General features: G+C 52.8%; 12 protein-coding genes. 5 read left to right on the top strand and 7 right to left on the bottom strand.

Going from position 1 to position 14,183, the window contains the following annotated elements; all coding sequences use genetic code 11:
• Positions 1-4: 4 nt before the first annotated feature.
• Positions 5-400 carry a BlaI/MecI/CopY family transcriptional regulator gene (locus tag ACR0L3_RS03850; RefSeq protein WP_480426945.1) on the top strand — a complete coding sequence of 132 codons (396 nt, stop codon included), beginning with the start codon at positions 5-7 and terminating at the stop codon, positions 398-400.
• On the top strand, positions 387-1,484 hold the full coding sequence (locus tag ACR0L3_RS03845; protein WP_480743791.1) for a M56 family metallopeptidase: 1,098 nt from the start codon (positions 387-389) through the stop codon (positions 1,482-1,484). Before ACR0L3_RS03850 ends, ACR0L3_RS03845 begins: the two co-directional genes overlap by 14 nt.
• On the opposite strand, the gene ACR0L3_RS03840 is transcribed toward ACR0L3_RS03845, so the two are convergent.
• A complete protein-coding gene (locus tag ACR0L3_RS03840) occupies positions 1,485-2,888 on the bottom strand; it encodes an MATE family efflux transporter (protein WP_480743789.1) in 1,404 nt (467 codons plus the stop codon).
• Positions 2,889-3,149: 261 nt separating this feature from the next.
• On the opposite strand from ACR0L3_RS03840, the gene ACR0L3_RS03835 reads away from it, so the two are divergent.
• Complete coding sequence (locus ACR0L3_RS03835; RefSeq protein ID WP_480743787.1) at positions 3,150-3,614, top strand: putative molybdenum carrier protein; 465 nt, start codon at positions 3,150-3,152, stop codon at positions 3,612-3,614.
• Positions 3,615-3,817: 203 nt separating this feature from the next.
• Here ACR0L3_RS03835 and ACR0L3_RS03830 read toward each other — a convergent pair whose 3' ends face one another.
• The 6 genes from ACR0L3_RS03830 to ACR0L3_RS03805 form a co-directional block, all read right to left on the bottom strand.
• Entirely contained in the window at positions 3,818-5,458 is a 1,641-nt protein-coding gene (locus tag ACR0L3_RS03830) for a N,N-dimethylformamidase beta subunit family domain-containing protein (RefSeq protein WP_480743785.1), read from the bottom strand.
• Positions 5,459-5,469: 11 nt separating this feature from the next.
• Positions 5,470-7,944 carry a CoA transferase gene (locus tag ACR0L3_RS03825; RefSeq protein WP_480743784.1) on the bottom strand — a complete coding sequence of 825 codons (2,475 nt, stop codon included), beginning with the start codon at positions 7,942-7,944 and terminating at the stop codon, positions 5,470-5,472.
• Between the two features lie 297 nt (positions 7,945-8,241).
• On the bottom strand, positions 8,242-9,591 hold the full coding sequence (locus ACR0L3_RS03820) for an ATP-binding protein (RefSeq protein WP_480743782.1): 1,350 nt from the start codon (positions 9,589-9,591) through the stop codon (positions 8,242-8,244).
• The gene (locus tag ACR0L3_RS03815; RefSeq protein ID WP_480743781.1) at positions 9,591-10,250 is read right to left on the bottom strand and encodes a response regulator; all 660 of its coding nucleotides are present in this window, start codon (positions 10,248-10,250) and stop codon (positions 9,591-9,593) included. The genes ACR0L3_RS03820 and ACR0L3_RS03815 overlap by 1 nt, the downstream gene beginning before the upstream one ends.
• 38 nt (positions 10,251-10,288) lie before the next feature.
• Positions 10,289-10,939, bottom strand: a complete 651-nt coding sequence (locus ACR0L3_RS03810; protein ID WP_480743779.1) for a PepSY domain-containing protein — start codon at positions 10,937-10,939, stop codon at positions 10,289-10,291.
• Positions 10,940-11,507: 568 nt separating this feature from the next.
• On the bottom strand, positions 11,508-12,347 hold the full coding sequence (locus ACR0L3_RS03805; protein ID WP_480743778.1) for a helix-turn-helix transcriptional regulator: 840 nt from the start codon (positions 12,345-12,347) through the stop codon (positions 11,508-11,510).
• Positions 12,348-12,878: 531 nt separating this feature from the next.
• Here ACR0L3_RS03805 and ACR0L3_RS03800 point away from each other — a divergent pair.
• On the top strand, positions 12,879-13,073 hold the full coding sequence (locus ACR0L3_RS03800) for a Flp family type IVb pilin (protein ID WP_480743777.1): 195 nt from the start codon (positions 12,879-12,881) through the stop codon (positions 13,071-13,073).
• A 139-nt stretch (positions 13,074-13,212) separates the two neighbouring features.
• On the top strand, positions 13,213-14,175 hold the full coding sequence (cpaB, locus tag ACR0L3_RS03795) for a Flp pilus assembly protein CpaB (protein ID WP_480743775.1): 963 nt from the start codon (positions 13,213-13,215) through the stop codon (positions 14,173-14,175).
• Positions 14,176-14,183 lie beyond the last annotated feature (8 nt).

Genomic DNA, 14,183 nt, shown 5'->3' with positions numbered 1-14,183 from the left:
ACCGATGCGAAAGAAAAAAACAACTAACCTTCTGACCGAAGTTGAACTTGAGTTCATGAACGAGCTCTGGGCGCTTGGTCAGGGCTCGGTCCGTGACGTGCTTGATCGCCTGCCGCCAGAACGCAATCTGGCTTATACTTCGGGTGCAACTATCCTTCGTATTCTCGATGAGAAAGGCTTTGTCGAAAGCCGCAAGGACGGAAAGACGCTGATCTATAAGCCGCTTCTGGAAAAGGACAGGTATCAGGCGCGGTCGCTGCAGAACCTTTCCCGCACGTTGTTCGACGATACTCCGGCTTCGCTGGTGGCACGTTTGGTCGACGACGCGGGATTGAGCGAAGCCGATCTGGAGGAAATTCGGGCACTGGTAGAGAGGAGACTGCAAAATGACAGCGGTTAAACCGGTTCTCGACGTATATTTGGAATGGAATTTGGTGCTTGGCCTGGCCGCCATCGTCTGGCTGATCGCACGTGGAGCTATGTCCAGAACGCCCATGAGGCACGGATTTGTGGCTCAGTTGCGTACGCTCAAGGCGCTATGTTTGTGCGTTGCCCTCAGCCCGCTTCTGGCGTTGGGTGTGTTCGCGCTGGCTTCTTATGGGCCTGCAAATGGCACAGTAGCCATCGGCGATATCGCCGTAGCGGCTTATCTTCGTGGTGACATCGCCATGCCCGCCACACAGTTCGAGGCATTACTGAACACCCGTCAGCGCTGGATCGAAGTGATGTTCAGCCGAGAGTATCCGGCTGTGTTGGCAATCCTTGCGCTTTTGGCGCTGATCTCTGTAGCCTACGCTCTGCGCGTAACTCGTGATGCACTGGCTATCCGTGAAACTGTAAACACAAGCTTTCTGTGGCGCCGCTCGGCCAAGGTGGACATTCGCCTTTCCGACCGCATCGCCGTGCCATTCGCCGTACGTGGGCTGCGTCGTCGCCATGTCGTTCTGCCCAGCCATCTTCTGGATTCGCCCCGAGAGTTGCGATTTGCTCTTGCTCATGAGTTGCAGCATGTGCGCGCTGGGGATGTGGAATGGGAGTTGGGATTTGAGTTTCTGCGCCCGTTGCTGTTCTGGAATCCGGCCTATCTGGTATTGAAATACCAGTTTGATCGCCTTCGCGAATTGGCCTGCGATCAATCGGTCGTGGCGCGTCGGGGCGTTGACGCAAGTGACTATACTTCTTGCCTGCTGGACTATTGTGCTCGCACCGTCGTTCGCGGCAGCCCTCGTGTCTTGAACGTGGCTCTGGTCACCGAAGGAAAGGCAAAACGCGTGTTGAGGCAACGCGTGATTGCACTGGCTGATGCTCCTTCCATACACCGGTCCATGCCACTTCTTTTCCTCGGACTCAGCATCCTGTTTGCGCTTTTACTGGGCTTGGCAGCCGCATCGGTTCAACAAACCGAAGACTGGAGCCATGACCGCCTGATGTTGTCAACGGTGGTCAACCTTGAGCGGTTGGAGGCCCGAAGTCAGGGCAACTGATTACCAGCCACGCCGCCCGAACAATGCCTGCAACCGTGTCTGACCGGCAAAGGGATCGGCAGGCTGTGGCTCGGCAAGGCTTGATACGACTCGGCGCACCAAAATCACGCAGATCACAGCAAAGATAACGCCACCCAGAGCCTGACCAAGCAGTACACCAGGTGCGCCCGCAATATAGGCACCGGCAACCGCAAAGGGCCACGTGCCCAACGTGTGCCGCCCCCAGTTGATCCAGGTCGAATACACCGGGTGGCCAAGGTTATTGAAACTGGCGTTTGCCACAAAGATCACACCGTTAAAAAATGAGGCCAATGCCAGTGGCCCGCAGAACAGGTAGATCAGCGCCCTTGTTTCCCCCTGCGCCTGAAACAAATCCGAAATTGGCGCGCGCAGCAAAAACAGTGTGGCAGCCATTAAGCAGACATAGACTGCAGTGAACTTTAGACCGGCGATGAAGGTTTCACGCACGCGGTCATACAGACCGGCTCCAAAGTTCTGTCCCACGATCGGTCCGATGGCCCCGGACAAGGCGAACACGACAGAAAAAGCGACTGGCATCAAACGCCCAATCACGGCCATTCCCGCCACGGCGTCAGTTCCAAATTGCGCAACTTCGCGGATAACAATGGCGTTGCCGATGGGCGTAGCAACATTGGTCAGTACGGCCGGCACTGCAATTGAACATACCGGTCGAATGTCTGCCCCCAAGTTCTTAAATGAAGGTCGGGCAAAGCCCTTGTGTACGCGTACAGCTGGTCTAACTGCAGCAATTAACATGCAAATCCGCGCAATGACCGACGCGATAGCAGCCCCGTCTAAACCAAGCCCAACGGCAAAGATCAAAAAGGGGTCTAAAACGGCATTCACGACCCCTCCGTAAATTGTCGCCTGCATTGATCGTCGTGCGTCGCCATACGCGCGAAGCACGGCCATACCTGTCATAGCGACCGCCATCACCCACATGGTCGGCAAAACGATCGACACATATCGGGTAGCCAAACGCAGCACTTCTCCCTCCGCGCCCAGCAAAGACAGGAAAAATGTCAGATTAAACATGACAAAGGCAGAGACGACCGTACCGACCAGCGCACCCAGAACCGCAACACTTGTACCGAACTGGCGTGCTTGTGTGGACCGCCCCGCGCCAAGTTCGCGCGCCACTAATGCACCGGCAGCGATCGAAAGACCGACATTGATAGAGTTGGTAAAAAACAACAACGTGCCAGCATAGCCAACGGCTGCGGCCAGTGCGTCGTTGCCGAGCATCGAAATGAAAATCATATCCACGAAATCAACGGCGAAAATCGCCATTAGGCCGATACTCGTGGTCAGCGACATGCGGGTGACGTGACCCATCAAACTGCCCGAGAGAAACACAGCTTTACCTTGGGATTGTGTCGCCATGCGTTGTTCTGCCCCTGTCCTTTCGGCAATTTGCCTCTGTTACTTTTGGTACAGCAACAGAAATTCACTTTGGAAACCAAACGTACCTTATGGCACCTGAGTATAGTGCAACACACCTTCCTTCTAGCGACAGATTATCCATACCATGAGATGCAGGACACGCGGGATAAGCCACGAGGCGCTACTTTCTTGAAAGCCCTTGCCGTTTGCGATGAACCAGCATCACGGCTAACGTCGTTCGGGGTTGAGAAGGCTCAGATTATGAAGATTGTCTCAGGTGGGCAAACTGGCGTGGACATTGCGGCGCTTGAATTCGCACGCGACAATGGCTTGGACTACGGCGGCTGGGTTCCCAAAGAGCGAATGAACGAAGCGGGCCCTATTCCCGATCACTTCAGCGGCCTATTGGAAACGCATTCCACCGAAGTCGTGGTGCGAACCCGGTTGAATGTAGAAAACAGCGACGCCACTCTCATTTTTGTAAACGGCTCGAACAGCCCGGGCACGCAGCAAACCATAGTCTTCGCAAAAGAGGCTCATAAACCATACCTGGTTGTCGATCTCAGGGATGGCGCGGTTACCTGCGCGAAACAAGTACAGGGTTGGTTGTCAATCACCCCGGTAACGGTCCTGAACATTGCAGGCCCCAGGGCGTCGGAAGCGCCGGGGATCGGATCGAAGGTACAAGCGGTACTAAAGCAAGTTTTGGATCAGCTCAGAACCTGAGTGGATCGTGTCCGCTTTAATACGCTCATTTTTATAAATTGTAGTATGATGACATACTTGCGCCGCAGACTTGGAAGTTAAATTAGTTGCTGCGGCGTCGCTTGCCGGAGTTGCCCCTTCGGCCACCCAGAAACCGTTGATAAACGAAGAGTCTTGCTGCTTTTACGGACCCTTCGTGGACAACATTTCATATCTGCGCGCAATTAAGCCGAAACAACGTCGCCGAGCCTGCAAAGTACGTTTCGCGTTATTTTTTCGACCTGCCAATCGCGCCGAGCTAAACCCATCACCCATTCGCAGGTACCCGCATTAAAGACTTCGCCCTGCCCACGTTGCCAGTGGATGATTGCTCCGTTTCCTCGTATGCTGCGATCCAGATTCTCGGGGGTGAGGTCACCGAAAATTGCTCGGGCTTTGAACGCTGCATCATCGTCACCGATGTAGACGGTTTCTCCCCAATCCCCATGCGAAGGCTCAACATTTGTAGCAAGCCCTAGCGCCAAGATTTCCATCTTCTGGTCAGCTCCATCGGTACCGGTTGCAAACGGCAGACCATCCTTCATCTGATAGTCGACCCCGTCCACTTCGTAACCAAATATACGCGAGCCCGCCCCCAACTGATCGCCATATCCCAACTGAGTATTCTGAAGTGCCCAATGGTCGGGTCGGTACACTGTGAACCCTCCGCTACCTTGCCCCACGCTACGTCCCAATCCGGCGTAAACCCCTTTTAATCCGTTCAGCCCGAAGGTTTGTGCGCCGGGTCTGTTTGCAGGGGCTGCCTCCCACGCGGTGGTCACAAGATGATCTTGATCCGTACCATTTAGCGGGTCCTGATCTGCCGCATATTTATAGCAGACCTGCGTCGTGCCACCGTCCGCGATGCGGGTTTGCCATAGAAAATTCCCACCGAAGCGTGCAATTCGACCGCCGCCGACTATGTAACGATCCACCGCATCCCGCATGTTTGCCGACCAATACTCGTCATGCCCTACGAACACTGCGCATTTGTAGCGAGCCAAAAGATCTGGATCAGCCTCCAGATCATGCTGCGTGGCAAAGTCGAACTCGAACCCTTGCGCTTCGGCCCAAATCGCAAAATGACGTTCGTAGCTGGCCCATCCCGCCGAAGCGTATTTCTTGGAATACCCATAGGAGTAGGCCCACTCCATGTACGGATAGCGTACCATCGTACCCGGCACATGCGGAGTGTCTGGAACTGCACGAGGCGCGCCTTGGGGCAGTTTACAAAACCCTCGGGTCCAAGGGCGTTGAGTTGATACCACCGGCGAAAACTCATTACGGTTTGGGCCGGTGATCCCTTCGTAATGATTTGACCCACCCCAGCAGTTGTAGGCCAACCATGTGCCTGATGCGCCAACCAGCACATATGGCGCAGGAGGCTTTTTGTCTGACCGACGAAGCAGAAACAGGTGATGCTCTTCGACCCGATCCCCGTCCCGCTCGGCGGTAAAGGTCACAAGGTAGCCACCTTCGCGCCAGTCATCGGGGATGGTTAGTTCGAAAGACACGTCCCAACCGCAACCCACGACCGAACAATCTTCTGGTGTGGGTTGATGCCGCCCTTTCAAGCCGGTTTTCTTAAACACAGGCTCATAGCGAAAGCCGTCCCGTCCGATTTCCAGGTCCCACGTTTTTGCTGTCGTCGAAACCCGGAACTGCAGTACATCGCCCGGGGCATAGGTCATGTGTTCCGTATAACCCCAAATCTCAAGAACGGCTTCATCACGAGACGGACCGATATAGTAGTTATCCAGAATATGACGCGCCTTGGCCCTTGTCCTTGGTGTCGTCGCAGGTTTTGGCGTTTCCGAAGCCTTCATTGAGCCTCCCCTTAATCCGGAAGATATTTGCGAGACCAGCCTTCACCTGCTGCGCCTGCCTGTATCATGGCGTCAATCTGACTTTCTACAAACCCAAGCTCACTAAGTACGCTACGCGTATCATTGCCATACTTCTGCATCGGCCCCGGAATAAGAATTTCCGCACGCTCGGGACGTATGGCGTTTGGCGCGACCAGATCACACCAGCGGCCCATCGGGTGCTGGTCATGACGAATGACCCTAAATGTTGCACGATCAAGATCAATTCCTTCGGCGCTTTCCAGTTGCAGCGCGGCGTCGCGCGTTTGGTGTAGCGAACCAAGCGGCATTACCGCGCTGGAACCTTGGGAAAAAACTTTCTCCCAATGCGACACTGGTTGCGATGAAAAACGATCCGACAAAAGCGAGTGTAATTCAGTGTCCTCGACGTCGGCCAAATCTGCAAGTTCGGGCACTTTGCGAAACGCGTCCCGTTGTTCGGAAGGAGCTGCGAAAAACATCCAGCAATCCGCCGCACGGTAGCAATGATAAAACGGTCCCCAGCCCAAGGCATTCCGTCCAGCCGGTTCATCGAACGGAGCGCGACCTTCGAAGTCATACATCAGTTGCGCTTGAATCAGATTTCCCGCTCCGGCCAGCGCGGAGCGGGCAATGCCGCCCTTACCAGTTTTCTGCAAACGTAGAAGGGCTCCACCTAGTGCAACGCACGCGCAGTATCCCGTCAAAACGTCAATAGTGCCGAAATGTGCGTGCTCTTCCGGTGTATCCATCCCACCGCCAAATCGAACCATTACGCCAGTCGCCGCCTGTGCCAGATCGTCATATCCCAGGTGGTCCGACTTTGGCCCCCGCTTTGGGCCACCAAATGCGTCGAGTTGCACCAAAATGAGGCGAGCATTGATTTCGGCCAGTCGCGCTGGGCTAAGCCCCAAGGCGTCGCGCTGTGCATCCGTACCGTTCATCGTGACGATGTCCGCGTCCGCGATCAACCTATTCAGAGCGTCCCGGCCATCGTCCGAACTCAGATTCAACAAAACGCTTTTTTTGCCGCGATGCGCGTGAAGACCAAAAACTATTGTATTCCAGGGATCTACCGAGGGTTCGACTGGTTGAACTGATGTCACCTTTGCGCCAAATCGAGCAAGCGTTGAGCCGATGGTAGGTCCGGCGATCACGTTCGTCAGATCAACGACCTTCAACCCGTCCAGCCAACCACCTTTGCGAGCACCAGCAATGCCGGTACGCGGTTTTTCGGCCAAAATTTGAGAAACCTGCGCACTATCCGGTTTAGGTCCCGGTTCTTTTTCAACACACGCCATGTCGTCGGCAAGCCAAGCTACATTGCCTATCTGCCGCATGGGACCATGACGCGGGTCGCTGACTTCAAGGACCATTCCCGACGCCAGCGCGTGCGGATCGGTCAACCATTCCTTGCTGAAACGTTGCGCCGTCGCCGGAGCTTTCGCAGACCCAAACAAGGCTTCCCATTCATGCGAAGGTTTGGTCAAAAACGCCGCCTTCATAGCGCCAGATACCTGCGCGCGATCACGGGCGCCAACTGGGTAATTCCGCATCGACCATTCATCTGGCCATTCTGCCTTATCAAGGTAAGCGTCAAAATCAGGCAGCTGGTCAGCTAAGTCCTTCAACCCTAGGGTTTCCAACACGCGACGCGGATGCGTTTTCACACTGCCTGCAACTACATAAAACCCGCGGCCATCGGCACAGGTATAAGTGCGGTAGAATGGGTCCAGAAACTCCTCTAGCTCGGCAAAGCTGAGGTCCATCGGCAATCCTTCGGCAGAGCGACGATCAAGCTCTGCTTCGCGTGGCGACTTGTAACGTTCGGGATAGTCCTCAATCTGTTCGCAGTTATAGACAAGCCCTTCAAGAAGCGCCGAGGCCAGTGGAACCTCGATATGATCTCCACCGTGTTTATCTCGGGCCAGCAGCGCAAACTGCACTGCCATTGCACCGAAGGAAGCCCCATAAGCCGACGCAAGCGTCAAAGGGGTAAACGACGGATTGACGCCCATCAGTCGCCTGTTCAATCCCATATCCGTGAACTGACCTGTTCGTGCGGCAATTACAGCTTCCCACGCGGGAATGTCCGCCAACGCGGGATCGTTGGACGCGAAACCTGGCAGCGACAACGAAACGATCCGTGGGTTAACCTGGCGCAGCACTTTAGGACCCAAACCCAGCCGCTTCATAACTCCAGGGCGGAAATTTTCAATCACGACATCTGCACGCTTGATCAGCTCTTTCACCGTCTTCAAGCCTTCGGATGTCTTTAGGTCTAATGTGAGAGCCGTCTTTCCGCGCGACAACATATCAGTGGCCGGTTCCTTCAACCGAGGGCCGTTCGGAGGATCGATCCTAATAACGTCAGCCCCCATATCAGCTAACATCATCCCAACCAGCGGTCCGGCGAGATACTGGCCGAAGTCTAGAACACGAATATGGTCAAGAGGTCTGGAAGTCACTTTCGTCAACTCCTGTCACACTGTGGTTCACATAACAGCGGAGAGGTCAAAGAAAGTTAGATCACTTCGTTTTTGGGCACTTCTCCGAACGTGGTCACTGTTCGCCTGCCCCCGCGCTATATTGCAAACCATCTTGAGGGCAAAATGCTGCGAGGCATTCAACAAACCGACAAGGCAATGTCGCAAAACAATAAATAACGATAGGAGTCAATTCAGTAATCGCCCTCTGCTGAACAGAACGATTTCAGCTCATTGGCACCAAAACTTAACGGATCGCCACGGTACGGGTTTGATCATTTATGCAGAGGTTGCGCGAGATACGGTCGGTATAACCACGCGGCTTTGCAACCCACCAAGGGACTTTGATTTCCCCAATTCAAGACGCGCGCCGTAGGCATTTAGTAAGTCAACGGCAATGGCCAGTCCCAGTCCAGTGCCGCTGACTGAAGTATCCAATCGACCGCCAGAGCGGAGCGCCTCACGCTGGGCGACTTCGGGAATTCCGGGTCCGTCATCTTCAACCCTGACTTCAATGCCGCTTTCCTTTCGGGCTAAGGTTAAGTGCACAGTGCTGCGACACCATTTCACGGCGTTGTCCAGCAGGTTCCCAAGTACTTCTTCGACATCCTGCACATCCATCCGAACCCAGATTTCCGGGTTGTCCATGAGGACAAGACTCTTGCCTTGTTCAGCGGTCATTCTGGTAAATAAACGCGTCAATCTGCTGACCGAGTTCGATAGGTTCGTTCGTGAATGAGTTAATTCCGCAGTATTTATAGACCTCATGCGTGCAAGCGAGCGGCCCAATTGAGCGTCAATCCGGCTCAACGCCTCCTCCGCAATGTCAGTTTTGGCACCGTCTTCGGACAGCGTAATCAGCTCATTTCTCAAAATGGCTGTCGGGGTCTTTAATGCGTGCGCCAAATCAGCGGCCTGCCTGCGAGAGCCGGACACGATTTCTCTGTTTCGGTGCAACAGCTGGTTCAGGTCTCCGACCAATGGCGCCACTTCATCCGGGTAATCATTTGGGGTCAGATCGTCGTCCGAATCCCAGCGATGCGCAACATCAGTACGCAGTTTACGAAGTGGCCTGAGGATTGCCGAGGTCAGTAGCAAAGAACTTATGACACAGATAAAGCCAACGACCGCGAATACCGGCAACAGACTTCGTTGAGCCGCCCTTCTTTCGTTGATTAGCTGAGCCTGGCTTTCAGCAACGCTGATGCCCCAAACGCTTCCATCTTCATATGTGATTTCTTGATAGACGCTGCGCAAAGCCTCGCCTTCAGGGCCTGACGTATTCCAAATTGTTGCGCCTTCGTCGTCGCCGGACGGTTCATCTATAACTGCATCAAAGAGAGAGGCCGATGTGAAAATTTCTCCAGCGTCATTCGTAACTTGCCAGTACCGACCAGAAAACGGCGTACTATAATTCGGATCGAACATTAGATCGCGCAAAGCTTCGGGGTTTTGGGTTGCGACACTCAGCCCGACGACAAGCTGAGTGTGACGATCTCTGAGCGCGGTGTCGAACCGCTCAGAGACTCTGGAATCGATATACGAAAACACAGCCAATGTGCCGACGCCGACGGACAACGCCCCGGAGGCGATCCCACCTACCAAAGCACGTTGTCGAAGTGACAGCATCAGGCTGTATCGATCATATATCCGCGACCTCGGATCGTTGTGATGAGGTCCGGTCCGAGTTTCTTACGCAGCCTGTTAATGAACACCGCAATGGTGTTCGAATCCCGATCGCTGTCGTATTCGTAAATGTGTTCCGACAGCTCGGCTCTTGGGATCATGCGACCGGCATTGTGAGCAAGATAAGTGAGCACCGCAATTTCTTGTGCGGTCAGACTCACCGGAAGCCCATCCGCAGTTACTCGCCCATTGCGCGTGTCGAGAACGATGCCTCCCATTTCGATTTTTGGGTTCAACTGCCCACTCTGGCGGCGCAATATGGCGCGCACTCGCGCGGCCAGTTCGGGCAGATGGAATGGCTTGGTTATGTAATCATCCGCGCCGGCATCTAAACCATCAACGCGTTCGCTCCAACCGTCTCGGGCTGTCAGGATTAAAACCGGCGTTTTCACCCCATCTCCACGCCATTCGCGCAAGACAGAGATACCGTCGCGCTGCGGTAAGCCGAGGTCAAGGATGATCATGTCGTAGTCTTCAGTCGCCCCCATATGCAGGGCGTCTACGCCGTTATTAACAACGTCCACTACGCGACCCTCAGCGTTCAGAAGTTTTTTTACCTGGTCGCAGAGGTGCGGTTCATCTTCAGCGAGTAAAATTCTCATAACTAATTACTACAGGTGCCTGAAAAGAATTTTAAGAATTATTTTTTGCCTTTGCCTCCACTGTTGCCATTACCACCACCGTTGCCATTGCCGCCGCCGTTACCGTTGCCACCGCTGTTTCCGCCGCCGTTACCGTTGCCACCGCTGTTTCCGCCGCCGTTACCGTTGCCATTGCCGCCGCCGTTACCACCGCTGTTTCCGCCACCGTTACCGTTGCCACCGCTGTTGCCGTTGCCACCGCTGTTGCCGTTACCGTTCCCACCGCTGTTGCTATTACTGCTATTGCCTTGAGTATTGCTGTTATCAGATTTCGCTTGAGACGCGGCATTGGCTGACGTTGCTTGTGTGGACTTAGCTGCATTGGATATTTGCCGAGCGACTGTCGAGCGGTTGGGCACAACAACCCCAGTTTGAGCGTTTACAATTACGCTTACGATTGTCCCGTTAGGTTTTTTGACAAGAATTCGATAATAGACTTTGTCAGTTTGAAAGGCACGCGCATCTACCGGTGTACCGCCAAAGTATTTTTCGACGCCTCTAATTACTCTTTTTAGCCGAATAACGCCTCCTGAGGTCGTCGCATGACGCAGCTCAGACTGTTTCATTTCGCGCGGGGCAGCGTACCCCTCTTCCGCCAAAAGAAGTGGGAGGACCGCGACTAGGAGAGTGATGACTAAAAGCTTGTTCATCCTCAGAACCAAATACAACTTAAGAGCTACTTAAATCTACCAAATTCCGCGTTAACCTAAGGTGAACGCTAAACTGAGTACAAGTTCAACGACAATTGCTACAAACTTAGCCGTAGCTTTCTATTTCCGACACACATGTTGCGCCCTCAGATAAGCAAATCATAAGGCAATTTTAGGGCGCGGCTGTTGGAATAAGTCACAACCTGGTGTGCGAAATCTTGTATTAAATCCTCCTCTCCGTTTTGAGGATTTCTTGATCGCAAGTTTCAAAACTTATCAAAGCGCAATCGACTAGGGTTAAGGTGTCAGAGCTGAAACCTAGTGGATTAGAGGGGTCGTTGATTTCGGACGCCCTAAGAAAACCGCTTTGCCTCAAACGGGTTATTCAAGGCAAAACCCTCTACCGACAACTTTTACGTCACGCAAATACAAAGCAACAAAGTTCAGGATTACTTTTACAGTCCAAAATTCTGATTTTTTTAGGAAATATCTAAAAAATAAAGGCAATGGAAATTATCCAAATCCCCATTGCCTTTATAGCAGTGACTCAAGTTGTTTCCGATAGCACTTAACCAGAACGCGCCACGGCAATGCTATCGAAATTGCTCTGAGCTTCAGCTTTTCGGTTCAAGAGATGCAACAACTCGACTTGATTAGAAACACCCGTCTTGGCAAAGATCGAACTGAGGTGCGAGCGTACCGTAGTCTGACAAACTGACAGCGTTTGAGAAATATTTTTCGCTGTCATGCCTTCCTTCATCATGGCACAGATCCGGAACTCACTCCGACTTAGTTCTGCCGGATTTCGCGGATCTAGGATTGGTATGTGAATATCGCTCTTAACCGCTCTCAGATGATTCCCCCGCCCCTGCTTGCACTGGGACGAAATTGCGCCTGGAACGCGTCTGCTCCAACCATTAGCCAATGTAGAAGCTAACATGCCTAACAAATCCAGTTCGTAGTCTCTGGGTTTCTTTGAGAAGTGCAGCTCCAAAAGATCTAGGTGGTCCGCATTCGCTTCCAGAGGAACAACAATAACCTCGTCAATACCAACCGGCTTGGACCGCACGGCCCAAAAAGCCGAGCGTCCATCATGCCTAATCTCTGACGATTTCCAAACGGACCCAGCTTTTGCAGTTTCGAACCAGCTACCCAACACATTTTTAGCATGCGTTTGAGGTTGAGTAGGAAAAGCTTTCCCCTTTTGAGCGCAGCAACGTGCTATGTAGCTTATTTTTTCGGAAGACTTCGAAGCCCGCACGACAACCCCCGCTTCAGCATGTACCAACTGAAGCAACTGGTCCAATACTCCTGAGATGGGATTGCTTCCCGTCAGGGCATGCGTCCATTCTAAAACGAAATTCAAACTTTCTTGCGCGCGCGCGCTGTTCGCAAAACTTACACTCATTACCATTTAACCAACCCGACCAAAACATACACAGTCGGGCTCCTTTAAGTAGCCCCCACCACTGACACAAACTTGTTCAGTTCATGCCAAGTCAGCAACTGGTTTAAACGGCTTATTTTTTATTTTACCAAACAAGTGCGGGAAGTCTTACCCAGATCATCCTGTTGTTTTTATTGTTATTTTACAGAATAATCGAACAACTAAGCCCCCTCTTAGCACGTTCCAATCACTGATTCCGTCTGTCTAGGATACACCATCCATCCCCACACAATTCAACATAAATTTGCCAGATTGTTTCCAACTGTGGTGATTCGGGGAAAAGTAAATAAGCTGTTAATTCAAGGTTAAACTAAATCTCCTATGAGAATTATTTAGCAGAAAACTTTCTCCTATTGCGTGTATTTTTCCGAGCTTTGTCGGAAGGCGACCGAGTTTTGCTCGGCTACGTTGATTCGTGAGCTGACGGCGAATGCGTGGCTCGCGTTGTGAAAATGCGCAACGTCGGTGTAAATTTAACCTTTCGGGGGAAACATGACTAAATTCCTGAATAAATTCCTAAAAGAAGAAAGTGGTGCGGCAATTGTTGAATATGGCCTCGCACTTTTGGTTGTTGGTTCGATCGCAGTAGGCGCGTTTGCGTTTCTGGGAGACACAACCGCTGACAACGTAGATCAAGCTTGCCAAGCGCTGGTCGAGAACACCACCGAGTGTGATCCGGACGCTTAAGCTTGAAGCAAAATTCGTAAACCTAAAAAATTCTGCGCCGTCGCTCATCGTCTCGGCGCAGAATACACCGCCCGGATTTTCGAAAACCACAGATCATCACATGTTTCGAATTTTTTGAGCGTAACTTTTGGAGACTGCGATGCGTATTAGACCCATTCTCACCACGCTTTTCGGAATCGCGATTGCTTCTGGGTCCGTGTTCCTGGCGAAAGATTATATTCAGATTAATCCACAAGCAGCTGAACCAACGGCATCAAATGCCGACTTGGTCGAAGTTTACATTGCACAATCGGAAATCCCCTTTGGGCAGACGATTGAAAGACATCACGTCACACTTCACCCTTGGCCGCGCGACGCGCTGCTTCCGGGTGTCTTCACTGATATAGACACGCTTGTCCCTAGCAATAACAAAAAGTTAAGACGCGCGAAGGGAAGCTTCTTCCCCGGCGAAATTATTATTCAGTCTAAGGTTTCGGGCTATGGCGAAAAAGTAACGCTGGTTCAGAAACTGGGCGAGAATACCCGCGCAATGGCGATTAGGGTCAACGCGGAGACGGCGGTCGGCGGTTTTGTAACACCGGGTGACTGGGTTGATATTCTCATGACTCAAAGCTCGGGTGGTGAACTAGCTGCCGTAACCATTTTACAGAAAATCAGGGTTATTGGCGTAGACCAGCAATCTGAAGAGTTAAGCGATCAACCCGGGGTCGCCCGCACCATTACGGTGGAAGTTACACCCCAACAAGGTCAACGTCTTGCGCTGGCGCAAAGGGCGGGAACTCTTAGCCTGACGCTTAGAACGCTGGACGGTGTCGAAGACGAAGTGATGGAGATGGTTCGCCTGCGCGACCTTCTGCAGGAAGAAGGGCCGGTTGAAAATGCGGAAGTCCAACCAACTGTTCGATTGAATCGGGGTACTAAATCCGAGCTCGTGACCATCCAGAGGAATCGTCTGAATAACGATGCTGCCACTGAGTCAGAACCTGCTGGCGAAGCTGAGTCCAGCAATCAGACGGATGCCGAAGTGACACCTGCAATCGTGACGCCTGACACGCAAGCCAGCACTCGTGAAATCGAAATTCGCCAGAGCGCCGGACAATAAGGTCGAGC

It is taken from the genome of Ruegeria sp. CK1 (assembly GCF_056536545.1).
Note: the sequence above shows the minus strand (reverse complement) of the source record. Positions and strands in the feature narration are given on the sequence as shown.

What these genes read in the sequence shown, in the direction of transcription:
- ACR0L3_RS03830 (WP_480743785.1), bottom strand. Translation starts at nt 5,458, where the DNA reads ATGAAGGCTTCGGAAACGCCAAAACCTGCGACGACACCAAGGACAAGG.
- ACR0L3_RS03835 (WP_480743787.1), top strand. Translation starts at nt 3,150, where the DNA reads ATGAAGATTGTCTCAGGTGGGCAAACTGGCGTGGACATTGCGGCGCTT.
- ACR0L3_RS03820 (WP_480743782.1), bottom strand. Translation starts at nt 9,591, where the DNA reads ATGCTGTCACTTCGACAACGTGCTTTGGTAGGTGGGATCGCCTCCGGG.
- ACR0L3_RS03805 (WP_480743778.1), bottom strand. Translation starts at nt 12,347, where the DNA reads ATGAGTGTAAGTTTTGCGAACAGCGCGCGCGCGCAAGAAAGTTTGAAT.
- cpaB (WP_480743775.1), top strand. Translation starts at nt 13,213, where the DNA reads ATGCGTATTAGACCCATTCTCACCACGCTTTTCGGAATCGCGATTGCT.
- ACR0L3_RS03850 (WP_480426945.1), top strand. Translation starts at nt 5, where the DNA reads ATGCGAAAGAAAAAAACAACTAACCTTCTGACCGAAGTTGAACTTGAG.
- ACR0L3_RS03810 (WP_480743779.1), bottom strand. Translation starts at nt 10,939, where the DNA reads ATGAACAAGCTTTTAGTCATCACTCTCCTAGTCGCGGTCCTCCCACTT.
- ACR0L3_RS03840 (WP_480743789.1), bottom strand. Translation starts at nt 2,888, where the DNA reads ATGGCGACACAATCCCAAGGTAAAGCTGTGTTTCTCTCGGGCAGTTTG.
- ACR0L3_RS03800 (WP_480743777.1), top strand. Translation starts at nt 12,879, where the DNA reads ATGACTAAATTCCTGAATAAATTCCTAAAAGAAGAAAGTGGTGCGGCA.
- ACR0L3_RS03845 (WP_480743791.1), top strand. Translation starts at nt 387, where the DNA reads ATGACAGCGGTTAAACCGGTTCTCGACGTATATTTGGAATGGAATTTG.
- ACR0L3_RS03815 (WP_480743781.1), bottom strand. Translation starts at nt 10,250, where the DNA reads ATGAGAATTTTACTCGCTGAAGATGAACCGCACCTCTGCGACCAGGTA.